The organism is Mycobacterium sp. URHB0021 (genome assembly GCF_054057895.1).
Map to the genome: position 1 here is coordinate 2,045,223 of NZ_JBSRZT010000002.1, position 25,959 is coordinate 2,071,181.

Annotated in this window: 23 protein-coding genes; 14 read left to right on the top strand and 9 right to left on the bottom strand. The window is 67.2% G+C overall.

Annotation, left to right across the window (positions count from 1 at the left end; genetic code table 11):
- Positions 1–5: 5 nt before the first annotated feature.
- Positions 6–317: a chorismate mutase gene (locus ACVWWN_RS12385; protein WP_457144155.1), complete on the bottom strand. Its 312-nt coding sequence runs from the start codon at positions 315–317 to the stop codon at positions 6–8.
- Between the two features lie 199 nt (positions 318–516).
- Here ACVWWN_RS12385 and pcrA point away from each other — a divergent pair, with 199 nt between their 5' ends.
- Positions 517–2,853 (top strand): DNA helicase PcrA, encoded by a 2,337-nt coding sequence (pcrA, locus tag ACVWWN_RS12390; protein WP_457144156.1) that lies wholly within the window; start codon positions 517–519, stop codon positions 2,851–2,853.
- Here the strand turns inward: pcrA and ACVWWN_RS12395 are convergent.
- Entirely contained in the window at positions 2,850–3,473 is a 624-nt protein-coding gene (locus ACVWWN_RS12395; protein ID WP_457144157.1) for a hypothetical protein, read from the bottom strand. The genes pcrA and ACVWWN_RS12395 overlap by 4 nt on opposite strands.
- Before the next feature lie 2 nt (positions 3,474–3,475).
- A complete protein-coding gene (locus ACVWWN_RS12400; protein WP_457144158.1) occupies positions 3,476–4,555 on the bottom strand; it encodes a M23 family metallopeptidase in 1,080 nt (359 codons plus the stop codon).
- A 249-nt stretch (positions 4,556–4,804) separates the two neighbouring features.
- Here ACVWWN_RS12400 and sucC point away from each other — a divergent pair, with 249 nt between their 5' ends.
- Together sucC and sucD are read left to right on the top strand one after the other, a co-directional pair.
- On the top strand, positions 4,805–5,968 hold the full coding sequence (gene sucC / locus ACVWWN_RS12405; RefSeq protein WP_457144159.1) for an ADP-forming succinate--CoA ligase subunit beta: 1,164 nt from the start codon (positions 4,805–4,807) through the stop codon (positions 5,966–5,968).
- A 14-nt stretch (positions 5,969–5,982) separates the two neighbouring features.
- On the top strand, positions 5,983–6,900 hold the full coding sequence (gene sucD, locus ACVWWN_RS12410; RefSeq protein WP_457144160.1) for a succinate--CoA ligase subunit alpha: 918 nt from the start codon (positions 5,983–5,985) through the stop codon (positions 6,898–6,900).
- Positions 6,901–7,085: 185 nt separating this feature from the next.
- Here the strand turns inward: sucD and ACVWWN_RS12415 are convergent, their stop codons facing one another.
- A complete protein-coding gene (locus ACVWWN_RS12415; protein ID WP_457144161.1) occupies positions 7,086–7,934 on the bottom strand; it encodes an LLM class F420-dependent oxidoreductase in 849 nt (282 codons plus the stop codon).
- 129 nt (positions 7,935–8,063) lie between these two features.
- Here ACVWWN_RS12415 and ACVWWN_RS12420 point away from each other — a divergent pair, with 129 nt between their 5' ends.
- Positions 8,064–8,594: a hypothetical protein gene (locus ACVWWN_RS12420; RefSeq protein WP_457144162.1), complete on the top strand. Its 531-nt coding sequence runs from the start codon at positions 8,064–8,066 to the stop codon at positions 8,592–8,594.
- Positions 8,563–9,726 carry a type III PLP-dependent enzyme gene (locus ACVWWN_RS12425; protein WP_457144163.1) on the top strand — a complete coding sequence of 388 codons (1,164 nt, stop codon included), beginning with the start codon at positions 8,563–8,565 and terminating at the stop codon, positions 9,724–9,726. Before ACVWWN_RS12420 ends, ACVWWN_RS12425 begins: the two co-directional genes overlap by 32 nt.
- A 47-nt stretch (positions 9,727–9,773) precedes the next feature.
- On the opposite strand, the gene ACVWWN_RS12430 is transcribed toward ACVWWN_RS12425, so the two are convergent.
- The gene (locus ACVWWN_RS12430) at positions 9,774–10,628 is read right to left on the bottom strand and encodes an enoyl-CoA hydratase/isomerase family protein (RefSeq protein ID WP_457144164.1); all 855 of its coding nucleotides are present in this window, start codon (positions 10,626–10,628) and stop codon (positions 9,774–9,776) included.
- An 82-nt stretch (positions 10,629–10,710) separates the two neighbouring features.
- Here ACVWWN_RS12430 and ACVWWN_RS12435 point away from each other — a divergent pair, with 82 nt between their 5' ends.
- The 6 genes from ACVWWN_RS12435 to ACVWWN_RS12460 all read left to right on the top strand — a co-directional run bounded on the left by ACVWWN_RS12435 (position 10,711) and on the right by ACVWWN_RS12460 (position 16,942).
- Positions 10,711–11,364, top strand: a complete 654-nt coding sequence (locus ACVWWN_RS12435) for an LLM class flavin-dependent oxidoreductase (protein ID WP_457144165.1) — start codon at positions 10,711–10,713, stop codon at positions 11,362–11,364.
- A 96-nt stretch (positions 11,365–11,460) separates the two neighbouring features.
- A complete protein-coding gene (locus ACVWWN_RS12440) occupies positions 11,461–12,318 on the top strand; it encodes a DUF5336 domain-containing protein (protein WP_457144166.1) in 858 nt (285 codons plus the stop codon).
- Positions 12,319–12,378: 60 nt separating this feature from the next.
- The gene (locus tag ACVWWN_RS12445) at positions 12,379–13,845 is read left to right on the top strand and encodes a cell division protein PerM (RefSeq protein ID WP_457144167.1); all 1,467 of its coding nucleotides are present in this window, start codon (positions 12,379–12,381) and stop codon (positions 13,843–13,845) included.
- A gap of 9 nt (positions 13,846–13,854) precedes the next feature.
- A complete protein-coding gene (gene purN / locus ACVWWN_RS12450; protein ID WP_457144168.1) occupies positions 13,855–14,484 on the top strand; it encodes a phosphoribosylglycinamide formyltransferase in 630 nt (209 codons plus the stop codon).
- Positions 14,481–16,079: a bifunctional phosphoribosylaminoimidazolecarboxamide formyltransferase/IMP cyclohydrolase gene (gene purH / locus ACVWWN_RS12455; RefSeq protein ID WP_457144169.1), complete on the top strand. Its 1,599-nt coding sequence runs from the start codon at positions 14,481–14,483 to the stop codon at positions 16,077–16,079. Before purN ends, purH begins: the two co-directional genes overlap by 4 nt.
- A 32-nt stretch (positions 16,080–16,111) precedes the next feature.
- A complete protein-coding gene (locus ACVWWN_RS12460) occupies positions 16,112–16,942 on the top strand; it encodes an MOSC domain-containing protein (RefSeq protein WP_457144170.1) in 831 nt (276 codons plus the stop codon).
- Positions 16,943–16,997: 55 nt separating this feature from the next.
- Here ACVWWN_RS12460 and ACVWWN_RS12465 read toward each other — a convergent pair whose 3' ends face one another.
- Entirely contained in the window at positions 16,998–18,026 is a 1,029-nt protein-coding gene (locus ACVWWN_RS12465; protein WP_457144171.1) for a methyltransferase, read from the bottom strand.
- Positions 18,027–18,185: 159 nt separating this feature from the next.
- Here ACVWWN_RS12465 and ACVWWN_RS12470 point away from each other — a divergent pair, with 159 nt between their 5' ends.
- The 3 genes from ACVWWN_RS12470 to ACVWWN_RS12480 all read left to right on the top strand — a co-directional run bounded on the left by ACVWWN_RS12470 (position 18,186) and on the right by ACVWWN_RS12480 (position 22,911).
- Entirely contained in the window at positions 18,186–19,568 is a 1,383-nt protein-coding gene (locus ACVWWN_RS12470) for a sigma 54-interacting transcriptional regulator (protein WP_457144172.1), read from the top strand.
- Positions 19,561–21,561: a VWA domain-containing protein gene (locus ACVWWN_RS12475; RefSeq protein ID WP_457144173.1), complete on the top strand. Its 2,001-nt coding sequence runs from the start codon at positions 19,561–19,563 to the stop codon at positions 21,559–21,561. The genes ACVWWN_RS12470 and ACVWWN_RS12475 overlap by 8 nt, the downstream gene beginning before the upstream one ends.
- Before the next feature lie 204 nt (positions 21,562–21,765).
- Positions 21,766–22,911 carry a hypothetical protein gene (locus ACVWWN_RS12480; RefSeq protein WP_457144174.1) on the top strand — a complete coding sequence of 382 codons (1,146 nt, stop codon included), beginning with the start codon at positions 21,766–21,768 and terminating at the stop codon, positions 22,909–22,911.
- An 84-nt stretch (positions 22,912–22,995) separates the two neighbouring features.
- On the opposite strand, the gene ACVWWN_RS12485 is transcribed toward ACVWWN_RS12480, so the two are convergent.
- The 3 genes from ACVWWN_RS12485 to ACVWWN_RS12495 all read right to left on the bottom strand — a co-directional run bounded on the left by ACVWWN_RS12485 (position 22,996) and on the right by ACVWWN_RS12495 (position 25,956).
- Entirely contained in the window at positions 22,996–24,390 is a 1,395-nt protein-coding gene (locus tag ACVWWN_RS12485) for an HNH endonuclease signature motif containing protein (protein ID WP_457144175.1), read from the bottom strand.
- A 116-nt stretch (positions 24,391–24,506) separates the two neighbouring features.
- Positions 24,507–25,091: a DUF1707 SHOCT-like domain-containing protein gene (locus ACVWWN_RS12490; RefSeq protein ID WP_457144176.1), complete on the bottom strand. Its 585-nt coding sequence runs from the start codon at positions 25,089–25,091 to the stop codon at positions 24,507–24,509.
- 94 nt (positions 25,092–25,185) lie between these two features.
- Positions 25,186–25,956 carry an SDR family oxidoreductase gene (locus ACVWWN_RS12495; protein ID WP_457144177.1) on the bottom strand — a complete coding sequence of 257 codons (771 nt, stop codon included), beginning with the start codon at positions 25,954–25,956 and terminating at the stop codon, positions 25,186–25,188.
- Between the last annotated feature and the right edge of the window lie 3 nt (positions 25,957–25,959).

Genomic DNA, 25,959 nt, shown 5'->3' on the forward strand with positions numbered 1-25,959 from the left:
TGGGATCAGTGGCCGAGGCGACCGCGGCCCAGGCGAAGAAGCAGCATCGCCAGGTCCTTGCCCTCGGGCCCGAGCACGCGGTAGCGCTCGATGACCTTCATTTCGCGGCTGTGCACCAGGCGGGTGCCGCCCGAGGCCATCCTGGCCTTGCCGATGATCTTCGAGACCTCGGTGCGGCGCTGGACGGCTTCCAGGATCGCGGCATCGAGCCGGTCGATCTCCTGGCGCAGGTCGTCGATGTCGGACACGGGTTCGGTTTCGGCTTCCATCGTCATGGGATCCTCTTCGCTCTCGTCGTGTGGGGGATCTGGTCTCATCCGGTTTCGGGCCTCACACAACAGACGAGCCCCGGATCCGGAAGCGGACCGCGGGGCTCTGGGAAGCAGCTAGACCACGGGCACCGCTGGCGGGTACCCGTAAAAAAATCGACACTGCTTGCTGAGCACCCAATGAGTCTGCCATCCGGGGCCGTGCCAGCGCAAAGGTGTCGTTTGGCAGCGGTAAGTTGGGGCAGACATGACTTTGCACGTGACCGATCTGAATTCCAGCCCCAACGAGCAGGCCGACGCCCTTCTGGACGGTCTGAATCCCCAGCAGCGCCTCGCGGTGCTGCATGAGGGCTCGCCGCTGCTGATCGTCGCCGGGGCCGGGTCGGGCAAGACCGCGGTACTCACCCGGCGGATCGCCTACCTGCTCGCCGCCCGCGACGTCGGCGTCGGTCAGGTGCTCGCCATCACCTTTACCAACAAGGCCGCCGCCGAGATGCGCGAACGGGTGGTGCAGTTGGTGGGCCCGCGGGCACGGTCGATGTGGGTGTCGACGTTCCACTCGACCTGCGTGCGGATTCTGCGCAACCAGGCCTCGCTGCTGCCCGGGCTGAACTCCAACTTCTCGATCTACGACGCCGACGACTCCCGGCGTCTGCTCTTGATGATCGGCAAGGACCTCGGCCTGGACACCAAGCGCCACTCGCCGCGGCTGCTGGCCAATGGCATCTCCAACCTCAAGAACGAGCTGATCGGCCCGGAGCAGGCGGCGGCGGAGGCGTCCGAGGCCGAAGAGGACCTGGCGCGCGTCATCGCCGAGGTCTACGCGGAGTACCAGCGCCGGCTGCGGTCGGCCAACGCACTCGACTTCGACGATCTGATCGGCGAGACAGTGGCTGTGCTGCAAGCCTTTCCGCAGATTGCACAGTACTACCGCAGGCGTTTCCGGCACATCCTGGTCGACGAGTACCAGGACACCAACCATGCGCAGTACGTGTTGGTGCGGGAGCTTGTCGGGGGTGGCGCCACAGCGTTGCAGGACGACCAAGCCGGGGTGGCACCCGCGGAACTCTGCGTCGTCGGCGATGCCGACCAGTCCATCTACGCGTTCCGCGGCGCCACGATCCGCAACATCGAGGACTTCGAACGCGACTATCCCGACGCCACAACGATTCTTTTGGAACAGAATTACCGGTCGACGCAGAACATCCTGAACGCGGCGAACTCGGTGATCGCCCGCAATGCGGGCCGGCGGGAGAAGCGGCTGTGGACCGCCGAGGGGGACGGCGAACTGATCGTCGGCTACGTCGCCGAAAACGAGCACGACGAGGCCCGGTTCGTCGCCGGCGAGATCGACTCGCTGGCCGACCGAGGGGAAATCTCCTACAACGACGTCGCGGTCTTCTACCGGACCAACAACTCGTCGCGGGCATTGGAAGAAGTCTTCATCCGCGCCGGCATTCCGTACAAAGTCGTTGGCGGCGTTCGCTTCTACGAGCGCCGGGAGATCCGCGACATCGTGGCCTACCTGCGGGTGCTGGACAATCCCGGCGACTCAGTGAGCATGCGACGCATCCTCAACACGCCGCGGCGCGGCATCGGCGACCGCGCCGAAGCCTGCGTGGCGGTGTACGCCGAGAACACCGGCGCCTCTTTCAACGACGCGCTGCAGGCGGCGGCCGAGGGCAGGGTCCCGATGCTCAACACCCGCTCCGAGAAGGCCATCGCCGGATTCGTGGAGATGCTCGACGAACTACGCGCGAAGCTGGATGACGAGCTCGGCGCTGTCGTCGAGGCCGTGCTCGACCGCACCAGATACCGCGCCGAGCTCGAATCCTCCAGCGACCCACAGGATCTGGCGCGGCTCGACAACCTGAACGAATTGGTCAGCGTTGCACACGAATTCAGCACAGACCTGGCCAACGCGGAGGCCCTCGGCGAGCCGGAGGACGAAGACATCCCCGACACGGGCGTCCTCGCCAAATTCCTGGAGCGGGTGTCGCTGGTCGCCGACGCCGACGAGTTGCCCGAGCACGGTGCCGGTGTGGTGACGATGATGACGCTGCACACCGCCAAAGGCCTCGAATTCCCAGTCGTTTTCGTCACCGGATGGGAAGACGGCATGTTCCCCCACATGCGGGCGCTGGGTGATCCCACCGAGCTGTGCGAGGAGCGCAGGCTTGCCTACGTCGGCATCACCCGGGCCCGTCAGCGCCTGTACGTCAGCCGGGCCAAGGTCCGCTCGTCATGGGGCCAGCCGATGCTCAATCCGGAGTCGCGGTTTCTGCGGGAGATCCCCCAGGAGCTGATCGACTGGCGCCGCACCGACGCGACGCCGACGTTATCCGCGCCGGTGAGCGGTGCCGGCCGATTCGGCACGCCCCGCCCGTCACCCACCCGGCCGGCGGCGGGGAAGCGGCCGCTGCTAGTGCTCGAGCCCGGCGACCGCGTCACGCACGACAAGTACGGCCTCGGCCGCGTCGAGGAAGTGTCCGGCGTCGGCGAATCGGCCATGTCGCTTATCGACTTCGGCAGCTCCGGAAGGGTCAAGCTGATGCACAACCACGCCCCGGTGGCCAAGCTCTAGCGTTGCGCCCAGCGCTTCGTGGCGGGCAGCACCGCCAGCACGGCGCTCGCGACCGGTAGCACCGGGATGGCGAAGACCACCGGCGGCAGGGTGGCGCCGGCGACGAAGAGGCTCGAGAAGATCAGCAGCGCGACGACCGCACCCACGACGATCAGCAGCCGGGCCATCCGCTGGCGCAGCAGCAGCGCGATCAGGCCGCCGATCAGGGCTGCCGCGGACACCGCGGTGAGGAACGCGACGGCGACGCAGAACAGGCGGTCCGAGCGCCACCAGCCGGAGATCAGCGAGGTGGCGATGACCGCGGTGGCCCAGCCCGTGAGAATGCTCATCACAGCAGTGGCGATCGCCGCCTTCGGGGTCGGACGCGGATGCGCGACGACGGCCGGTCTGGCCCGTGGGATGTAGCTCGTGTGCATGTCGGCACCGGAAGCGCCGCGGATGTAGCTGGTCTGCGCATCCACACCCGAGGTCGGAATCTCGCCTGTCGGGTGACGGCGGATGATGCTGGTCTGTGGCTCGCTCTGCGCCGTGAAGGGCGTGGACGGCGTGCCGCCGTCGGGCTGCCGCCGGATGCGCGGTCGATCAGGGGAGGGTTGGTGTTCGGGCTGGCCGTCGCTCACACTTAGCCAACGTAGTTGCCGGGACTGAGTCCCCGCTGCGCCAGCCATGGCACCGGGTCGACCCGGTTGGTGCCGTTCAGTAGAACTTCGAAGTGACAATGCGGACCGGTCGAGTTGCCCCGGTTCCCGATCGTCGCGATCTGATCGCCAGCCATCACCCGCTGACCGACGCTGACGACCCACGTGTTGACGTGGCCGTACAGCGTGACGGTGCCGTCCGCGTGGCGCAGCTTGACCCAGGCGCCGTAGCCCGCGGTCGGGCCGACGTCGATGACGACGCCGTCCGCGACGGCGTAGATCGGCGTGCCGATCGAGTTGGCGATGTCGATGCCGGCGTGCAGCACGCCCCAGCGGTATCCGAAGCCCGATGTCCACACGCCCTTGGTCGGCATCACGTACAGCGGGCGGTTCAGGCGCGCCTCGCGCTCGGCGCGCTCCTGCGCGAACGCGGCGGCCTTGACGACCTCCTCGGCGTGCATCGACGAATCGGCCGCGGGCGTCACCGAGACGATCTGCATGCCGTCGACTGAACCGGTGACCACCCCGGTGGCGTTGATCGCCGTCTGGTCGGCGGCCAGCACCGCATCCGTCGGTGCCTTCGCGGAGGCGTTGGCCACCGAATACGCGCCCGCGGCGGTCGCGCCGACAGCCATCGCGGCGACCATCAGGCGGCCCTTGATCGGGACGTCCTGCTTACGGTGCAGGCCACGGCGGCCGCTGATGTCGATGATGTCGGTGGCGGCGACGCCGTCGGAGACGTCGGTCCTGCTGTCCCGATAGGCGTACCGGGAGCGGCGCTCCGCGCGCGCGTCCGGGCGGAACTCCGACGGCACGGCCAACCGCAGCGGGACCAGATCGTCGGTGTCGTGCATGTCGTCGAGTTCGGGCGCGTGAATCACCTGCGACTCGCGATCGAACGCGCTGTTGTCGCGGAAATCGACGTCGGCGAGTCCACCGAACTCGTTGAACGGGATGATGTCCGTGATCTCGGCGGCTTGTTCTGGGGCGCCGGTAACGGCCCGGGTGGAGCGAGCGTTCGTCGAAACTCCCTGGTGAGAGCGGACTGAACGGTGCGAAGCCAACCTGGAATGTCCTTCTAGTCGTGACCAGAACGTTATCTAGACCAGAGGACGTTAACCAAACTCCAATGTTCGTGGCAACTCGAGCAACTGTTCCACCGGGGTTTGTGACATGTATCACGCAGTCACCGGTGGTGAGATCAAGCACATGAGCGGTGGGCGGTGCCTCGGGCTTCATGCGGTGTCGATAAAGTTCCCCAAAGCCCCTCGGGCGTAAACCTTCGACAGTCGACGCAGACAGACAGTGAGTTCATGGATCTCTTCGAGTACCAGGCGAAAGAGCTGTTCGCCAAGCACAATGTGCCGACCACGCCCGGTCGCGTGACGGACACCGCCGAAGACGCCAAGGCCATCGCCGAGGAGATCGGCAAGCCCGTCATGGTCAAGGCGCAGGTGAAGGTCGGCGGGCGCGGTAAGGCCGGCGGCGTGAAGTACGCGGCCAGCCCCGATGACGCCTTCACCCATGCGCAGAACATCCTCGGCCTCGACATCAAGGGCCACGTCGTCAAGAAGCTCCTCGTCGCCGAGGCGAGTGACATCGCCGAGGAGTACTACATCTCCTTCCTGCTCGACCGCGCGAACCGCACGTATCTCGCGATGTGCTCCGTCGAGGGCGGCATGGAAATCGAGGAGGTGGCCGCGACCAAGCCCGAGCGTCTCGCCAGGGTGCCCGTCAACGCCGTCAAGGGTGTCGATGTGGCTTTCGCGCGCTCGATCGCCGAGCAGGGCCACCTGCCTGCGGAGGTGCTCGACGCCGCGGCCGTCACCATCCAGAAGTTGTGGGAGGTGTTCGTCAACGAGGACGCCACCCTGGTGGAGGTCAACCCGTTGGTGCGCACACCGGACAACCAGATCCTGGCGCTCGACGGCAAGGTGACGCTCGACGCCAACGCCGACTTCCGCCAGTCCGGGCACGCCGAGTTCGAGGACAAGGACTCGACCGATCCGCTCGAGCTGAAGGCCAAGGAGAACGACCTCAATTACGTCAAGCTCGACGGCCAGGTCGGCATCATCGGAAACGGCGCCGGGCTCGTCATGTCCACGCTCGACGTCGTCGCCTACGCCGGTGAGAAGCACAACGGGGTGAAGCCCGCCAACTTCCTGGACATCGGCGGCGGCGCCTCGGCCGAGGTGATGGCCAACGGGCTCGACGTCATCCTGAACGACGAGCAGGTCAAGTGCGTGTTCGTCAACGTGTTCGGCGGCATCACCGCGTGTGACGCCGTCGCCAACGGCATCGTCAACGCGCTGAAGATCCTCGGCGACGAGGCGAACAAGCCGCTGGTGGTTCGCTTGGACGGCAACAACGTCGAGGAGGGCCGCCGGATTCTCGCCGAGGCCAACCATCCCCTGGTGATCCAGGCCGAGACCATGGACGCCGGCGCCGACAAGGCCGCCGAGCTGGCCAACAAGTAAAGGACCCATGGCTAATGTCTATTTTCCTTAACGCAGATTCCAAGGTCATCGTCCAGGGCATCACCGGCGGCGAGGGCACCAAGCACACCGGGCTGATGCTCAAGGCCGGCACCCAGATCGTCGGCGGCGTGAACGCGCGCAAGGCCGGAACCACTGTCGCGCACAAAGACAAGAGTGGTAACGACGTCGAACTGCCGGTGTTCGGCAGCGTCGCCGAGGCCATCAAGGAGACCGGCGCCGACGTGTCGATCGCCTTCGTGCCGCCGGCTTTCTCCAAGGACGCGATCATCGAGGCCATCGACGCCGAAATCCCGCTGCTGGTCGTCATCACCGAGGGAATTCCGGTGCAGGACAGCGCATATGCGTGGGCCTACAACATTTCCCAAAGCGACGGCGACGGGGCGCCGAAGACCCGCATCATCGGGCCGAACTGCCCGGGCATCATCACGCCGGGTGAGTCGCTGGTCGGCATCACGCCGAACAACATCACCGGCAAGGGACCGATCGGTCTGGTGTCGAAGTCGGGCACGCTGACCTACCAGATGATGTACGAGCTGCGCGATCTCGGCTTCTCCACCGCCATCGGCATCGGCGGCGACCCGGTCATCGGCACCACCCACATCGACGCCATCGAGGCGTTCGAGAAGGATCCCGAGACCAAGCTGATCGTGATGATCGGTGAGATCGGCGGCGACGCCGAGGAGCGGGCCGCCGACTACATCAAGGCCAACGTCTCCAAGCCGGTTGTGGGCTACGTCGCGGGCTTCACCGCGCCGGAGGGCAAGACGATGGGCCACGCGGGGGCGATTGTGTCGGGTTCGTCGGGCACCGCCGCCGCCAAGCAGGAGGCCCTCGAGGCCGCGGGTGTCAAGGTCGGCAAGACGCCGTCGGCCACCGCGGCGCTGGCCCGCGAGATCCTCGAGAACCTCTAACCCTCCAACCCTCCAAACCCTGTACCCCACCCCCCGCGAGCGTGCGTGTCTGCGGCCGACACGCCGTGAGATTTCACGAGTCCACGCACGCTCGCGGGCCGAACCGGGCTTCCTACGAGTTTGCTGTACCAGCCTAAGTCCGATGCCCGCCTGCCCCCGGGGACCAAATCGCGGCGCGGTGCGCCCTAGACGACGGCGGCGAGCTTGCCGGCCAGCCGTTCGACGTATCCTGGAATCTCGGCCACGTCGCGGTCGGGCAGCCCGAACAACACCTCGGTCACCCCGAGCTCGGCCCAGCGCGCCAGCTTGTCGGGGTCGGGCTTGAAGTCCAGGGCGACGATCTGCGGTGCGCCCTCGCGGCCCGCGGCGGCCCAGGTGTCCTGCAGCAGCTTGACCGGTTCGTCGATGTCGACATCGCGCGGCGTGGTGATCCAGCCGTCGGCGGAGCGCGCGATCCACTTGAAGTTCTTCTCGGTGCCCGCCGCGCCCACCAGCACGGGAATTTGGGCCTGGATCGGCTTCGGCCACGCCCAGCTCGGCCCGAAGTTGACGAATTCACCGGCGTAGGCGGCTTCCTCCTCGGTCCACAGCGCGCGCATGGCCTCGAGGTACTCGCGCAGCATCGTGCGCCGCCGGCCGGGCGGCACGTTGTGATCGGCGAGTTCATCGGTGTTCCAGCCGAATCCGACCCCGAGGCTGACGCGACCCCGGGAGAGGTGGTCGAGCGTGGCGATCGATTTCGCCAGCGTGATCGGATCGTGTTCGACGGGCAGCGCCACCGCCGTCGACAACCGGACGCGCGAAGTGACCGCGGCGGCGGCGCCCAGGCTGACCCACGGATCCAGCGTGCGCATGTAGCGGTCATCGGGCAGCGTCTCGTCGCCCGTGGTCGGGTGCGCGGCCTCCCGCTTGACCGGAATATGGGTGTGTTCGGGCACGTAGAAGGTGGTAAAGCCATGATCGTCGGCCAGTATGGCCGCGGCGGCGGGGGTGATCCCACGGTCGCTGGTGAACAGCACGAGTCCATAGTCCATGGCACGAATTAGAACGTGTTCCAGTCTGACGGGCAAGGGCGGGGTAATAACCGACCGAGTACGCCTCGGCCGGAAGCGAGTAGTGCACCACTCGTGATCCGGAGGCCTTATCCGTGGACAGTCCGTTGGGTGAGAACTCCCGGGCGCACAACGCGGACCAAATTCATGGAATGGGTGCGCCGCTATCTGCCGTGCGAGATCGCCGGAACAGTGGGGGAATTGGGTGGGGCCGCAGTGGCCTATCTGATGACGGGCTCGCTGGCCGCCGCCGCCATCACCGCGACCGTCGGCGCATCGGCGGGTTACTACACCGCCGCCTACCTCACCGCCGTGCGCTGGAGCTACCGCCAGCACGCCGCGCGTCGACGTCTGTCGCGAGTGCTGATGGCCAATGTGCTCGCGGTACGCAGCGTGGCGATCGAATTCGGGCCGGCGGAATTGATCGACAGTCTGGTGGTCAGGCCGGTGGCGTTCTACGTCGGGCCGCAGATCTTCGGGGGTGTGGTCGCCGGCTGGATCTTCGGGAAGTTGGTCTCCGACGTCGCGTTCTACGTTCTGGCGATCCTCAGCTACGAGCGATTCAAGGAACTTCTGGTGCGGCGTCAACCACATGCGGGGGAGGTCGACGATGGATCCGTCGCGACGGTCGCGGCTGCGTGACGAATTGTGTTCTGATGCAGCCCGATTGGCCTCGCTTGTCGAGCGTCACGGCACACCGCTGCTGGTGCTGCAGCCGCACCGGGTGGCCCGGCGATACCGGGAGTTGACCGCGGCGCTACCGGGATTCCGGCTCCACTACGCCGTCAAGGCACAGCCCCATCCCCTGGTGCTGTCGACCATCGGCATCTGCGGGGGTGGGTTCGATGTGGCGAGCCGCGTCGAGGTCGACCTTCTGCAGCAGCTCGGCATGCCGATGGACCGCGCCATCTATACCAACCCGATCAAGAAGGCCGCCGACATCGAGCACGCCTACTCGGCCGGCATCCGCACGTTTGTAGTCGAGAACTTTTGTGAGACAGAGAAATTCGTGGGATGCACGGATGATGTCGAGCTGCTCGTGCGGCTGGCCTTCCGCAACCCCGCCGCGAAGTCCGATCTTTCGTCCAAGTTCGGCGTCGAGCCGGCCGAGGCCGAGATGCTCGTCAAACACACGATCGCCGCCGGAGCCAGATTCGCCGGGTTCAGCTTCCACGTCGGCAGCCAGAGCGCTTCGGCCCAGCCGTACCGCGAAGCGTTGCAAGGCACTCTGGATCTCGTCGGCCACATCGAAGAGACGCTCGGGATATCCAGCCGCGTGATCGACATCGGCGGTGGATTTCCGGTCAGCTACCGCGAGTGGCTGCCCGGTATCGGGGAGATCGGCGACATCATCGACGACGTCCTCGGTGACGCCGGCCACGAGTTCACACTGCTCGCCGAGCCCGGCCGGTTCCTGGTTGCGGACTGCATGACGCTGCTCACCAGTGTCGTCGGCAGCGCGGTGCGCGACGGTCAGGTGTGGCACTACCTCGACGACGGGCTCTACGGAAGTTATTCCAATGTCATGACCGAGGATGTGCACCCGCCGATCCTGGCGCTGCGCGAACTCGACGGATCCAACGAGGAGGCGGCGTACGAGCCGGTCACCCTCGCCGGTCCCACCTGCGACAGTGCCGATGTGATCGTGCGCGACTATCCCATGCCGCCACTGGCGGTCGGCGACATCGTGGCCAGCCCGATGATGGGTGCCTATACGAGTGTCACGTCGTCGCGGTTCAACGGCATCGCGGCCACCCCCATTGTGATGAGCTAAGTGATGAGCCAGACGGCCGTGGCCGTCGAGTGATGCCGCCCGCGACCCTATTTGCCGTCGACAGCGTCCCCGAGCCGGCCGACGTGGTAGCCGAGCCGGGTCTCGATGTCCCCCGGCTGGTGGAAGCCCCGCTCGAAGAGGGTCTGAATGCGTGCTTGCGCGGCGGGCCGGTCGAGGGCGGCGAGGAACGCGTCCCATTCGGGTGCGATCTCGGCGTCGGGAGGCAGGCTGTTCAGGTCGACGAGGCGCTTCGTTTCGGCGATGGCCTGTTTGTCGAACGACGAGATCCTGGTGGCGAGCGCGTCCACGAACGTGTCCAGTTCAGCGTCGGGCAACGACCGGTTGACATAGCCGTAGCGCTCCGCGAGATCGCCGTCGATGTCGTCGGCGCCGAGCAGTACCTCGAGCGCACGGCCCCGCCCGATCAACCGCGGCAGCCGCGCCATCGGCCCGCCGCCGGGCACCAGCCCCGCGCCCACCTCCCACTGCGACAGGATCGCCTTCTCCCGGCTGGCGAACCGCATGTCGCTGGCGAGCGCGAGCTCGCTGCCGACGCCCGTCGCGCGGCCGCGGATGGACGCGATCGAGACGACCGGAGCGCGACTCACCCGGGCCAGCAGGTCCGGCAGCTTCTGCAGGCCGGTGGGCCCCGGCGGAATCCGCGTCGTGTCCTCCAGCTTCGCGGTGAAGTCGTAGTGCGTGATGAAGAACCCGTCGACGGCGCTGTCGAACACGACGACGCGCACCTGCTCGTCGGTCTCGAGCGCGGCGACGACCTCCTCGAGCTGGGGGAGAGCGTCCGGGCCGAAGATGTTCAGCGGCGGCATGGCGAACGTCACCCGCCAATAGCTCGGCGATTGCCGCGTCAGGAGAATCCTTCCGGCACCGGGCGCGTCCGTCATACGGCGATTATTGGTGTCACTTCCCCTCACCGCGAGCGTTACCCGCGACGGATGTGCAGTGCCGTTGATGTGATGGCATCTCATGACCACCGAACGCATCGCGGACCACGTCAAGTTCGCCTACCGGGTGCCCGACGTCAGCGGCGGGCTCGTCACCAGCGACATCGAGCAGCGCACCGATTGGAATTACGAATACAACGCCAAGCTGGCGCGGACCGCGGACGTCAACGGGTTCTCCAACGGCAAGGATTTCGACGGACTCACCGAGCAGGTCGTCGAGGTGCGCGAGCACGCCAGGGCGGCCGGCCGCGAGGTCCGATTCGGGCTCAACGGGTTCGTCATCGAGCGGGACACCGAGAAAGAAGCACGCGAGGTCCTCAGAGAGATCATCGACAAGGCCAACCGTCCCGCCGTCGAGGGTTTTCGCGGCGCCGTACAACAGGCTGGCAACTCGACCGGCGACAAGCGGGGAATGTGGGCCGATTCCACGTTCGAGGATTTGGTGCAGTACAACGACGGATTCCGCCCCCAGCTGATCGGCACACGCGAGCAGATCGCGGAACGCATTGCGGCGTACCGCAAACGCGGCGTCGACCTCATCCTCGGTGGATTCCTGCACTTTCAGGAAGAGATCGAGTATTTCGGCTCGCGGGTGCTGCCGCTGGTGCGCGAAATTGAGGATTCCGAAGATCGAGAAGAGGATTCGTCTGACGCACCCGTTCGCGCGTCGGCCTGAGACGTACCCGACGCTTGTCGGCACGATGTCCGGCACCCTCGCCACGAGCTGTGCGCTAGCGTGGATGGCCGACGCCCGTCCAGCACAGGAGAGGTCATGACGTACCCGCCCGGTAGCCCCGGATATCCGCCCGCACAGCAGCCGACAACGCAGTTCGCCGCTCCCACCCAGCAGTTCGGCAAGGCCCCCGAAGCCGCCGCGGCTGCCGACGGGCCGAGCAAGCTGCCCGTGTATCTGACCGCTGCGGTGGCCGCGCTCGGGCTCGCCGTCTACCTGTCGAGCTTCGGCCCGCTGTTCACCGCGAGCGCAGACTTCTTCACCCCGACACTGCTCGATCTCGGGGTGGTCGCGTCGCTCCTCGCCGCGCTGCTGGCCGGTGTGGCCCTGCTGCCGAAGCAGGTCGCCTCGACCGCGCTCGTCGCGGTGCTGTCGGTGCTGGGCTTCCTGTTGGTGATCGCGATCGTGCTGACCGCGCCCAACGGCGTGTCGATCGACTGGGGCCTGTACCTCATCATCGCGTTCAGCGTGGTGCAGGCCATCGTGGCGGTCGCCGTGCTGCTCTTCGATGCGGGGATCATCACAGCACCAGCCCCGCGGCCCAAACACGACCAGCAGCAGTACGACCACCAGCAGCAGTACGGCCAGTACGGCGGCCAGGGACCGTATTACGGACAGCCCCAGCATGGCGGTCCGCAGCACCAGCAGGGCCACCAGCAGCAGCGCCCGGGCTACCCGCCGTCGCAGCAGTACGGCGGTGGCTACCCCGGTGGCCCGTCGACCGGTGGGTTCCCCGCGGGAAACCAGGGCGGCTCGCCGACACCTCCCACCGGGTTCCCGGCCTACGGGCAGCCCCCGGGAAGTTCCGCGCCGACCACGCAGGTGCCCGTGCCGCCGCAATCATCGCAATCGCCGCAATCGTCGTCATCCTCGCAGTCCGGCCCCGCACCGTCGTAGTCTGAGCCGCGCGTGCGTCGACTTCGCGCGCGTGAGCTGACGCGAGGAGCGGCCCGACCCGTGGAGAGTCTCCCCGACGGCACACGCCAGGCGCGTGACCTGCTGCGGGTCGCATTCGGGCCGTCGATCGTGGCGCTTGTCGTCATCGCGGCGGTCACGCTCCTGCAGTTGCTCATCGCCAACAGCGACATGACGGGTGCGCTGGGTGCGATCGCCAGCATGTGGCTGGGTGTTCACCAGGTGCCGGTCTCGATCGGGGGTCGCGTACTCGGGGTGATGCCGTTGCTGCCGGTCCTGGCGATGGTGTGGGGCGCCGCGCGCACGACGGCGGCAGCCACATCGGGGAACGCGTCGTGGTTCGTCACCCGATGGGTCGTCGCGTCCGCGCTGGGTGGGCCGCTGCTCATCGCCGCCATCTGCCTTGCCGTCATTCACGATGCGTCGTCGGTGCTCACCGAACTCCAGACGCCGAATTCACTGCGGGCGTTCTGCGGTGTCGCGGGCGTGCACGCGGTCGGCGCCGTGATCGGCGTCGGAACGCGGACGGGCCGGCGACTGGTGAGGGTGTGGCGGCTGCCTGCCTGGTTGCCCGACGCATTCCGCGCCGCCACCGCCGGCGTGCTGGCGCTGGTCGGGCTCTCCGGTGTCGTGATGGTCGGGTCCCTTGTGGTGCATTGGTCGACGATGAACGACCTGTACGCGATCACCGACTCGATCTTCGGGCAGCTCAGCCTCACGCTGCTGTCGGTCCTGTACATACCGAACGTGATGGTCGGCACGGCCGCTGTGGCCGTCGGCTCCAGCGCCCACGTCGGATTGGCCACGTTCAGTTCGTTCACCGTGTTCGGCGGCGACATCCCGGCGCTGCCGGTGCTCGCCGCGGTGCCGACCCCACCGCTGGGTCCGGTGTGGGTGGCGCTGCTGATCGTCGCGGCGGCCGCCGGTGTCGCCCTCGGCCAGCAGTGCGCCCGCCGGCCGCTGCCGCCGCTGGCAGCGCTCGGCAAGCTCGTCGTCGCCGCGGTCGTCGCCGCGATGGTGATGGCCCTGCTCGGCTACGCCGGTGGAGGCAGGCTGGGCAACTTCGGCGACGTCGGCGTGGACCAGAGCACCTTCGCTCCCGCCGTCTTCCTGTGGTTCGGGGGCATCGGTGCGCTGACCGTGGCGCTGTCGGGCGGCATCGCACGCAGGGCCAGGGTGCCGCGGCCCGTCCCAAAACCCGGCCTAAAACCCGTCGCCGAACCCGAACCCGTCGCCGCGTCTGAACCGCGGACCGAACCGCCCGAACCGGGTCGACTGCCCGATGACGACGACCTGTCCGACGAGGAGCCGTCATCGACGGTCGACGATGGGGCGGTGGATGTCGTCGAGGAGGACGAGCCGTTGGAGGTCGCCGACGAGGAGGTGTGGACGGCCGAAACCCCCCGCGACCCGCAGACGGCGTTCGATGACCCGGAGGACCATTTCGTCGCAGATGACGACGCCACGCCCGGTGCGACCCGCGACGAGACACGCGGCACCGCCGACTAAGGTCGAGGCGTGCAGCATCCGCTCCGTGTGCCCCCGAGCGCACCGGCGCGACTCGTGGTGCTGGCCTCCGGCACCGGATCGTTGCTCGCGTCTCTGCTCGAGTCGGCGGTCGGCCCATTTCCGGCCCGGGTGGTGGCCGTCGGCGCGGACCGCAAGTGTCCGGCGCTGGACATCGCCGAGGCGGCCTCGGTGCCGACCTTCACCGTCCGCGTGCGCGACCATGCCGACCGGGGGGCGTGGGACGCCGCCATCATGCAGGCCGCCGCAACGCACAAACCGGATCTCGTCGTGTCCGCCGGGTTCATGAAGATCCTTGGGCCCGAGTTTCTTTCCCGCTTCCCCGGCCGTGTGGTGAACACCCATCCAGCGCTGCTGCCCGCCTTCCCCGGTGCGCACGCAGTGGCCGAGGCGCTGGCCTATGGCGTCAAGGTGACCGGCTGCAGCGTGCACCTCGTGGACGCGGGCACCGACACCGGCCCGATCCTGGCGCAGCAGGCCGTGCCCGTGCTCGATGACGATGATGAAGCCACCCTGCACGAACGCATCAAGGTCGTCGAGCGACGGCTGCTGGTGGACGTTTTGGGAGCGCTGGCCACCGGCGGCGTGACCTGGACCGGACGAAAGGCGACGATAGGATGAGCCAAGATCAGATACCGGCGACCAGTGCCTCCGGTGACGGACGCACGCCCATCCGTCGCGCCCTTGTCAGTGTCTACGACAAGACCGGCCTTGCCGAGCTGGCCCGCGGCCTGCACGACGCCGGGGTGGCGATCGTATCCACCGGATCGACCGCTAAAACGATTGCCGCCGCCGGTGTTCCGGTGACATCGGTCGAAGAGGTCACCGGATTCCCCGAGGTGCTCGACGGCCGAGTCAAGACCCTGCACCCACGTGTGCACGCCGGGCTGCTGGCCGATCAGCGCAAGCCGGAACATGTTTCGGCGCTGACCGAGCTCGGCGTCGAGGCGTTCGAATTGGTGGTCGTCAACCTGTATCCGTTCAGCGAGACCGTCGCATCGGGTGCAAGCGAGGACGAGTGCGTGGAGCAGATCGACATCGGCGGCCCATCGATGGTGCGCGCCGCCGCGAAAAACCATCCCAGCGTCGCCGTCGTCGTCGATCCACTCGGTTACGACGGGGTGCTGGCCGCGGTCCGGGCCGGTGGATTCACGCTGGCCGAGCGAAAGATACTGGCATCACTGGCCTTTCGGCACACCGCCGAATATGACGTCGCCGTCGCGTCGTGGATGGGTTCGGTGCTCGCACCCGAGGAGCCTGCGCAGAATCTGCCGGCCTGGCTGGGCGCGACGTGGCGACGTGCGGCGGAGCTGCGGTATGGGGAGAACCCGCACCAGCAGGGGGCGCTGTATCTCGACGACACCGCGTGGCCCGGCCTGGCGCAGGCCGAGCAGCTGCACGGAAAAGAGATGTCCTACAACAACTACACCGATGCCGACGCCGCGTGGCGGGCCGCGTTCGACCACGAGGAAATCTGCGTCGCGATCATCAAGCACGCCAATCCCTGCGGTATCGCGATCTCCTCGGTCTCGGTGGCCGACGCCCATCGCAAGGCTCACGAATGCGATCCACTGTCGGCGTTCGGCGGGGTGATCGCGGCCAACACCGAAGTCAGTGTCGAGATGGCCGAGACGGTCGCCGACATCTTCACCGAAGTGATCATCGCGCCCGCCTACGAAGCGGGTGCGGTCGAAGTGCTGGCGCGCAAGAAGAACATCCGCGTCCTGGTGGCATCCCAGCCCCAGGGCGGCGGCATCGAGACCCGTCAGATCGGCGGTGGCCTGCTCGTGCAGCAGCGCGACGCGCTCGACGCGCCGGGCGACGATCCCGTCAACTGGACACTGGCCACCGGCTCACCGGCCGACCCCGAGACCCTGGCGGATCTCAAGTTCGCGTGGCGCACCTGCCGCGCGGTGAAATCCAATGCCATCGTGATCGCCGCCGACGGCGCGACGGTCGGGGTGGGAATGGGCCAGGTCAACCGCGTCGATGCGGCGCGACTGGCGGTGCAGCGCGGCGGCGACCGCGTGCGCGGTGCGGTCGGCGCATCCGACGCGTTTTTTCCGTTCCCCGACGGGCTCGAGGTGCTGACCGACGCCGGGGTGAAGGCCGTCGTCCACCCCGGCGGCTCGATGCGCGACGACGTGGTCACCGAAGCCGCTGCCAAGGCCGGCATCACGCTCTACCTCACCGCCGCACGGCATTTCGCGCACTGAGCACTGAGCGCAACGCAGGTCAAGGGGACGAGATGACAACTGTCGACGCGGCTGTGATGCGGGTGCAGAGTTTGCGCCGCTACCCGGTCAAATCAATGCTCGGCGAAAGCGTCGAGCGTTTGTTCGTCGACGAGTCGGGAGCCGCCGGAGACCGGCGGTCAGCCGTGATCGACACGGCAACGGGCCGGATCGCCAGCGCAAAACAACCGCGGTTTTGGCGTGCACTTCTGAAATGCAGTGCCACCTGGGACACCGGTCGTGTGTTCATCCGGCTGCCTGATGCGACAACGGCCGCAGCCGACGACGACGATATCGACGACGTGCTCTCCCGGCTGCTGGGACGAGCCGTGCGCCTGATCGACGATCGGCCGCTGGGCGCCTCGGTCGAACGGCCGGACCCGGATCAGGTGCTCGACTTGGGTCTGGATGCCGAGGTCGACACTCCCGTTCTGGAAATCGCAGAAGCCACGCCTGGCAGTTCATTCACCGATTACGCACCGCTGCACGCCGTCACCTCGGCGACGCTCGAGCACATCGGTGCCGAGGCGGTTCGCTACCGTCCCAACCTGGTGATCGCGACCCCGGCCGGTTACCCCGCGTACGCCGAAAACGAGTGGATGGATCGGATCCTGGCCGTTGGCGAATTGCGTTTGCGCGCAATGAGTCCGACTCCACGGTGCGTGGTGCCGACCCTCGAACACGGTGCGTTGTCTCGAGCGCCGCACGCCCTCCGCATCCCTGCGGCCGAGAATCGCGTCGAGGCACTGGGTCTCGGCGTGTTGCCGTGTGTCGGGATCTATCTCGAGGCGCTGGCACCAGGGACCGTCCACATCGGCGATCCGGTAACGACGGAACAACTCTGAAAGACAGGTTGCCTGCGCTGGTTCACCAAGCGCTGCAACGGGTCTCTACCGAGTGCTAGTCGGCTTCCATGGGACCGACTTCGATCACCGGTTGCGGTGTGCCGGTCTGGAGCAGCGCCGTTCGCTTGAGACCCGCGGCGGCGAACAGCGCGTCGAACTCCTCGAGGGAGCGCTCCCGACCCGGGGTTGCCACGAACATGTTCATATCGATCAGCGCGGCATGGGGATTGGCCTTGTCGACGACGAAGTCGACGACGGCGATTCGTCCGCCAGGGGTCAATGACTTGCGGCAATTCTGCAGGATCCTGACGCAGTCTTCGTCGGACCAGTCGTGCAGGATGAACTTGAGGAGATACAGGTCCCCCTCGGGGACGGATTCGAAGAAGTTTCCGCCGACCGCGCTGGTGCGCTCAGTGAGACCGTTCTGCTTGATCGCGGCCTCGGCGTACTCCATCGTGTTGGGCCGGTCGAAGACGATTCCGCGCAGCGACGGGTTCTTACGCTGAAGCATCTGCAGCAGTGTGCCGTTCGCGCCGCCGACGTCGACGGCGCACTTCACGTCGGTGGTGTCGATGGCGTCGGCGATCGCCGGTCCCCACACGCTGGTGAAGCTGGCCATGGCCGCGGCGAAGTGTTCGGCGTGGTCTGGGTCCTGGGCGAGATACTCGAAGATCTCCATGCCGCGGGCTTTCGTGAAGGGACTGCTGCCGTCCCGGATGCCGGCGGTGAAGTGATCCCAGGGCAGCCAGTCGCCGAGCATGCTCGTCACAAAGGGCCGCAGTGAACGCGGATCGTCGCTACGCAGAGTTTCCAGCAGCGATGTCGAGGCGAATCGGCCATCGGCTTCTTCGGTCAGCAGGTTCACAGCCACACCAGCGCGCATCAGGCGCAGGGTGCTGTCGGGCGCGCTGTTTTCGCGAGCCGCCACCTCCGCGGCGGTAAGGCTGCCCCCGGCAAGATGGTCGGCGATGGACAGATCCGCTATGGCGCTGATCGTCTGACAGGCCCAGTAGTTGAATACCGTTCCCAGCATCTGGCTGTGGACGTCGTCGCCGGTAGCCCATGGTGCAGCCTGTAATGACATTCGTTGCTCCTCACGAGGACATAGATTTCGCGGTGGTCGGTACTAACCAACAAACGGCGCGCCTGGCTCGGTTGAGTCCATGCCCAGCGGACTGCCATTTTCGGGCGCATTTGCGGCCGTGGCCCTGCCGGTTGTCGACAGCAGTCGTAGCGTGGAGTAGTGACCCAACCTCATGATCTGCCCCGCACCATCGGCGAGCTGAGAGCCGCCGGCCACCGCGAACGGGGCGTCAAACAGGAAATCCGAGAGAACCTGCTGGCCGCGCTGGCCGACGGGCGCGATCCATGGCCGGGAATCCTGGGCTTCGAGGACACCGTGCTCCCCCAACTCGAACGCGCCTTGATCGCCGGGCACGACCTGGTCCTGCTCGGTGAGCGCGGCCAGGGAAAAACGCGGCTGCTGCGCGCGCTGACCGGTCTGCTCGACGAGTGGACCCCGGTCATCGCCGGCGCCGAACTGGGAGAGCACCCGTACACGCCGATCACCCCCGAGTCCATCCGGCGGGCCGCGGAGTCGGGTGAGGACCTGCCGATCGCCTGGCGGCACCGCAGTGAGCGCTACACCGAGAAGCTGGCCACGCCTGACACCAGCGTGGCCGACCTGGTCGGCGACATCGATCCGATCAAGGTCGCCGAAGGCCGCAGCCTCGGCGACCCGGAGACCATCGCCTATGGCCTCATCCCGCGCGCGCACCGCGGCATCGTCGCCGTCAACGAGCTGCCCGACCTCGCCGAGCGCATCCAGGTGTCGATGCTGAACGTGATGGAGGAGCGCGATATCCAGGTGCGCGGCTACACGCTGCGGCTGCCGCTGGATGTGCTCGTCGTCGCCAGCGCCAACCCGGAGGACTACACCAACCGCGGTCGGATCATCACCCCGCTGAAGGACCGCTTCGGCGCCGAGATTCGTACGCACTACCCGCGCGAACTGGAGGCGGAGGTCGGCGTCATCAACCAGGAGGCGCAACTGGCCGCCGAGGTGCCCGACTACGTGCTGCAGATCCTGGCCCGGTTCGCCAGGAATCTGCGTGAATCGAACTCGGTCGACCAACGGTCCGGCGTCTCGGCGCGGTTCGCGATCGCGGCCGCGGAGACCGTCGCGGCCGCCGCCCGGCATCGTTCCGCGGTGCTGGGCGAGGAGGAGTCGGTGGCCAGGGTCGTCGACCTCGCAACGGTGATCGACGTGCTGCGCGGAAAGCTGGAGTTCGAATCTGGGGAGGAGGGGCGCGAGCAGGCGGTGCTCGAACACCTGCTGCGCCGCGCCACAGCGGACACGGCGCAGCGGCTGCTGGGCGGCATCGACGTCGGGCCGATCGTGACCGCGGTCGAACACGGCTCACCGGTCACCACGGGTGAGCGGGTGTCGGCCAGGGAGGTGCTGGCGGCGCTGCCCGAGGTGCCCGCCGTCGCCGAGATCCAGCGTCGTCTGGGTGCGCAGTCCGAGGGCCAGCGTGCGGCGGCGATCGAGCTGGCGCTCGAGGCGCTGTTCCTGGCCAAGCGGATCGACAAGGTTTCCGGAGAGGGCGAAACCGTCTATGGCTAAACCGTTCTCGCGTCGGGGCCACGGCAGGTCGTCGCGTTACTCGGCCTACAGCGGCGGGCCGGACCCGCTGGCGCCGCCGGTTGACCTGCGCGAGGCGCTGGAGCAGATCGGTCAAGAAGTCATGGAAGGCACGTCGCCGCGGCGGGCGCTGTCGGAGATGCTGCGGCGCGGCACCCGGAACATGGCCGGGGCCGACCGGCTGGCCGCCGAGGCGAATCGGCGGCGCCGCGAACTGATGCACCGCAACAATCTCGACGGCACGCTGCAGGAGATCAAGAAGCTGCTCGACGAGGCGGTGCTCGCCGAGCGCAAGGAACTGGCCCGCGCACTCGATGACGATGCCCGGTTCGGCGAGTTGCAACTCGACGCGCTGTCCCCGTCGCCGGCGAAGGCTGTGCAGGAGCTGTCCGACTACGACTGGCGCAGCCAGGAGGCGCGCGAGAAGTACGAGCAGATCAAGGATCTGCTCGGCCGCGAGATGCTCGACCAGCGGTTCGCGGGCATGAAGCAGGCGATGGAGAACGCCACCGACGAGGACCGTCAGCGGGTCAACGAGATGCTCGACGATCTCAACGAGTTGCTCGACAAGCACAACCGCGGCGAGGACACGCCGGAAGACTTCAAAGACTTCATGAACAAGCACGGCGAGTTCTTTCCGGAGAACCCGCAGAACGTCGACGAGCTGCTGGACTCGCTGGCGCAGCGCGCGGCCGCGGCGCAGCGGTTCCGTAACAGCCTGTCCGCCGATCAGCGTGCCGAGCTGGATGCGTTGGCGCAGCAGGCATTCGGCTCGCCGTCTTTGATGAACGCGCTCAACCGGCTCGACGCGAATCTGCAGGCGGCCCGGCCCGGGGAGGACTGGAGCGGCTCATCGAGGTTCTCTGGTGACAATCCGCTCGGTATGGGAGAGGGTGCGCAGGCGATGGCCGACATCGCCGAGCTCGAACAGCTCGCCGAGCAGCTGTCGCAGAGCTATGCCGGTGCCCAGATGGACGACGTCGACCTCGACATGCTGGCTCGTCAGCTGGGTGAGGACGCGGCGGTGGACGCGCGCACATTGGCCGAACTCGAGCGCGCGTTGATGAACCAGGGGTTCCTCGATCGTGGCTCCGACGGTCAGTGGCGGCTCTCTCCCAAGGCAATGCGCCAGCTGGGACAGACCGCATTGCGTGATGTGGCGCAACAGCTTTCGGGTCGCCACGGCGAGCGGGACACCAGACGTGCGGGGGCCGCGGGCGAGCTGACCGGGGCGACACGGCCGTGGCAGTTCGGCGATACCGAACCGTGGAACGTCACGCGGACGCTGAACAACGCGGTGCTGCGCCGGGCCGGAACGGGTGTAGCCGACCGGCCCATTCGAATCACGGTCGACGATGTGGAGATCTCGGAAACCGAGACTAGAACCCAAGCGGCGGTCGCGCTGCTGGTGGATACCTCGTTCTCGATGGTGATGGAAAACCGTTGGCTGCCGATGAAGCGCACGGCGCTGGCCCTGAACCATCTCGTCAGTACGCGGTTTCGCTCTGACGCGCTGCAGATAATCGCGTTCGGTCGCTACGCGCGCACGGTGACGGCGGCCGAGCTGACCGGCCTGGAGGGTGTCTACGAGCAGGGCACCAACCTGCACCATGCTCTGGCGCTGGCAGGCCGGCACCTGCGCCGCCACCCCAACGCCCAGCCGGTGGTGCTGGTGGTCACCGACGGCGAGCCGACCGCGCACCTCGAGGACTTCGACGGTGACGGCGCGACGTCGGTGTTCTTCGATTACCCGCCGCACCCGCGGACGATTGCCCACACCGTGAAGGGCTTCGACGAGATCGCACGGCTCGGTGCTCAGGTGACGATCTTCCGGTTGGGGAGTGATCCCGGCCTGGCGCGGTTCATCGACCAGGTGGCACGGCGCGTGGAGGGCCGGGTGGTGGTGCCCGATCTCGACGGATTGGGTGCCGCGGTTGTCGGAGATTATCTGCGGGCACGTCGCAGGCGCCGGTAGCGCTAAGAGGCGTCGGGTTCGACGACGATGTCGCGCTACAGCGAACACCTGCGGCTTTGCACTCACTGGGCTAGATCTGTGGTTGCTACCGGCAAATATCGCGTTAGCGGGTGGTAAGTAGTGCGTCTCAGGCCTTTCTAAGGTATGTTCTCCAGCAAAGGTGGCATGCGGTCCGCGGTCCGCATTCGAAAAAGGGGAACAACGATGGTGTGGGCCAAGACTCCTGTCGCACTGGGTTCCGTCCTGTGCGCTGCGTGCCTGGCGGTCGCGACGACGACGCCGGCGGCCGAACGCGCGGCTGATCAACTCGCGACGACGGTTGAACGCGGCGTGAATCTGAAGGTCGATCTATCGATCCTGGATGCCTTCAGCGCGCTACCGACTTTCCAGGCTCTGCTCGCCGCGACCACCCCGGAAGAACTTGTCGCGGCGCTGGGTGACTACGGCCTGACGGATGCGGTGCCGGCATTCGTGGCGCTTGCCCAAGGCGACGTGACGGGGTTTGACGATCTGGACTCGTTGAGTGCGATAAACCCCCTCGTTTCGTTCATCACGACCGGGAACACGGCAGCTCTGGCCGACCTAGATAGCGTCAGTGCTGTTCCGGCCTACCAGGCGCTCGCAGGTGGTGATTTGAGCGCGTTGGGTGACTTGGAGTCGACGAACGCGATACCGGCGTATCTGGCCCTCGCGACCGGCAATCCGGCCGGGTTAAATGCTTTGCAATCGACAAATGGTATTCAGTCATTCGCAGATTTCGCCGCGAGCGGTGACGTGTCGGCGTTCGACCAGGTAGAAGGCGGCCAAAATGGCTATGCCGCGCTGAGCGGTCTTTCGTCATACCGGGATGCCGCCGCGGGTGATGTGACAGCCCTGACCGGCATCGACGCCTTTAGCGGCCTCCAGGCGTATCTGCCGGCGCCGCCGCCGGAAGCGACGACGGCGAACGCCACGCTGGCGGGGCCGGCGGTGGATCCGGCTCCTACGGCACGAAGCTTCGCTCCACAAGTCATCACTCCGACGACGCCCACGATCACGACTCCGACGGAGCCGGACCCCACGGAAGACACCACCGGCACCGGTGGGACGACCACCACCACGCTCGCGGCGACGACTCCAACCGAAGGCACCGCAACTGGGACGCCTGGTGGCACCACCAAGCTCGGCAACAAGTCGGGGAACGGATCGTATTCGGCCAAGTTCTCGCCGGTTGGGCTTCCCGTGCTGTTCGGCAGCGGTAAGGGCAAGGGTGCCGCCGACAACGGCATGCGCGGCTACGGGGCAGTTGCCAACGGTCTTCGCGCGGCGGTTGGACTCGGACCGGACACATCCGGCCAGGGCGCTCCCTAGAAGGATTCTTATCCGAAAGAGGTCGGGCGGGCTCGAAAGAGCCCGCCCGATTTCGGTTTTCGGCCCCGGGCGTACGACAGACAGCTAGTCTTCGTCGTCTTCGTCCCCCGCATCGTCTTGTTTCCCGTCGTTGTCGGGTATGAGGTAGCGCTGGGGGTGGTGGTAGTTGTTGATCCGGGTTTGTCCGGTGTCCAGTTGTGGGGGTGGGAGCCATTCGGTGCGGCCGTCGTTGCGTTTGCGGGTGCTCCAGCCGCCGGGTTTGACGCGGCGGTTGTCCGGGCCGCAGGCCAGGGTGAGGTCGGTGATGTTGGTTTGGCCGCCCTGGCCCCAGTCGGCGGTGGCGTGGTGGACCTGGGAGTGGTAGGCGGGGGCGGTGCAGCCGGGGAAGGTGCAGCCGCGGTCCTTGCTGTAGAGCACGATCCGTTGAGCCTTCGACGCCAGGCGCCGGGCCCGGCCCAGATACAGCGGCTCTTCGGTGTGGTGGTCGAACACCGCCAGATAGTGGTGGGCGGCGCCGGCTTGGCGGATCACCTCTGACATCGGCAGCAGGCTGCCCCCGCCGGTCACCGCGTGCCCGGCCGCTGATTGCAGCTCTTGGAGGGTGGTGGAGATGACCAGGGTGACCGGCAGCCCGTGGTGGCTGCCCAGTGTTCCGGAGGCCAGCAGCGCCCGGCCCATCGCGGTCAGCGCGTCGTGGTTGCGTTGGCCTTGGGTGCGGGTGTCGCGCTGGGTGGCCTCGATTGAGGGGTCCCCGTCCACACACGGGGTGTCGTCGTCGGGGTTGCACATGCCGGGGGCGCCCAGTTTGGCGATCACCGCATCCAGCACGGCGCGGCCCTGCGGGTCGAGGCGGCCGCGGACCTCGCTCATCCCGTCGGGCTGCTGCGGGCCCAGGTGCAGGTAGCGGCGCCGGGCCCGGTCGGCGTCGGACAGTGTGCCGTCCTGATCCAGCAGTGCCGCCAGCCGGTCGGCGGCCGCGCGGAGTTCGTCGGGGTTGACCTCGGCGGCGATGTCGGCCAGCTGCGCTTCGGCCAGGCCCCGGGTTTCGGGGTCGACGAAGCACGGCAGCGTGGTGAAGAACTTGCGAATCTTTTTGACGTGTTCGGCGCCGATGCGGCCCTGCTGCTGGGCGGCGGCCGTGGCCGGCAGCACCGGCTGAAGCACTTCACCGGTCAGGGTGTGCCGCGGCGCCAGATCCCGGGCCAGCCGGACCCGGTGGCCGGCCTCGTCCTTGGTGATCCGCAACAACGTGGCCAGCGCCGCTGCGGGCGTCGGCGCCCCCAACTCGGCGACCGGGGCCGCGGCCAGCGCCGCCACCAGCCGATGCCCCAGGGCGGCTTGGCGGCGGACCAGGGTCTCCCACTGATACGTCAGGGCCAGCTGATCGGCGGTGCTGAGCATCTCCAGCGGCTCGGCCAACAACGCATCCAGCTCGGCGCTCATCGCCGCGATCCGTTTGGCCACCACCCCCAACCCCATACTTCGAACACTAGTACGAGCCACCGACAAATCCGGGCCCCACCGACCCCTGAAACCAAAGAGACACAAGTGAATTCGTGGTCGAACGTCGTGCGAGCTACTCCACGGACCCTCGACTAGTAAGCGGCCTTGCGCTTCTTACGCTTGACGCCGACGCTGCCCCACACTGAGAAGCCGCGGATCCGTACGTGCGGCGCACCCGGTGAGCCCTCACCGACGACCGACTGGTCGAACGTGCCCATGACGCCGATACCGTGTAGTTCCACGTTGACCTCGGGCGGTACCAGGATGGTCTGCCCGCCCATGATCGAGTACGAGTGGATCTCCACTTCGGGCGATGTGAAGTCGGCGTAGCGAAGATCCAGCACACCACCGCCGAACAAAGCGAAGGTCGTCAACCGCTTCGGCACATTCCATCGGCCGCGGCGCTCGTAGCCGCTCATGATTGCGAGAAGAAGGGTCGAGGGAGCGGGCCTGCACGGGCCGCCGCCGTGCACGCGGGCGACCGCCGAGGGCAGGTCGGCGGACAGCCGATCGAGTTCGTCAAATGTCTGCGCCGCGTAGGCCCTGGTCAGTCGATCTTCGTATTCGCTCATCTGCAGTTGGCCTTGAGCCGCGGCCTCGGTGAGCAACTGCGCCACCTCAATGCGATCCGTGTCTGCAGCACGCATCGAGCCGTTCCGCGGCGCTGGAGTGCTCATCGGTATCGAGCCTACGACTAACGCTGGCACATGCAAGCGCGTTGGCCAAACTGTGGTCTCATCGTTTTCGGCGAACCATGTAGATGGGCAAACTTTATTGCGTTCGCCCGAGGTATTCGGCGAATCCGATGGTGCCGACGGGATTGTCCGGTGCGAGGTTGGCTCCCGACCGGAAGCCCGCCGCGATGCGTCCGGGCACGGGGACCGGGAGCACGGGGCGACGACCCTTGTGCGCGGCGAGGTACATGCGGCCGAGTTCGGCATGGGTGTGCACGGACGGACCCCCGATATCGGCAGCCCGCCCCACCGCATCGCCATCGGCGAGGTCGACAAGACGGGCGGCCACGTCGCAGGTGTCAATCGGTTGGAAACGGACACCGCGCAGCGCGAAGAGCATCGGGAAGTGCTTCTGGGCCGAGAAGGTCGTCGCGATCAGGTCGTGGAATTGGGTCGCCCGCACGATGGTGTGCCCGACACCGGAGTCCTGGAGTGCATGTTCGGCCCGGAGCTTGGTCCGGTAGTAGGGCAACGGGATGCGGTCGATGCCGACGATCGAGATGTGGACGATATGCCCGACGCCGGCGCGCCGTGCTGCGGCCGCGAGGTTCTGCATCGAGGTCACGTCCTTGCCGCCCGTCGGCTGGGTGGCGCAGTTGACGACGACATCGACGCCTTCGACGGCGGCGTCGATGCCGGCGCCGGTGAGTAAGTCACCCTGGCGCCACTGTGCACCGGTGTCGTCGGTGCGTTGGCTTCGGCTCAGTGCCCGCACTCGGTGGCCCGCCGCGAGTGATGCCGCGACCACGTCCGTTCCCAGGGTTCCGGTCGCACCGGTGATCAGAATTTCGCGGGCAATCGCCGACATCGG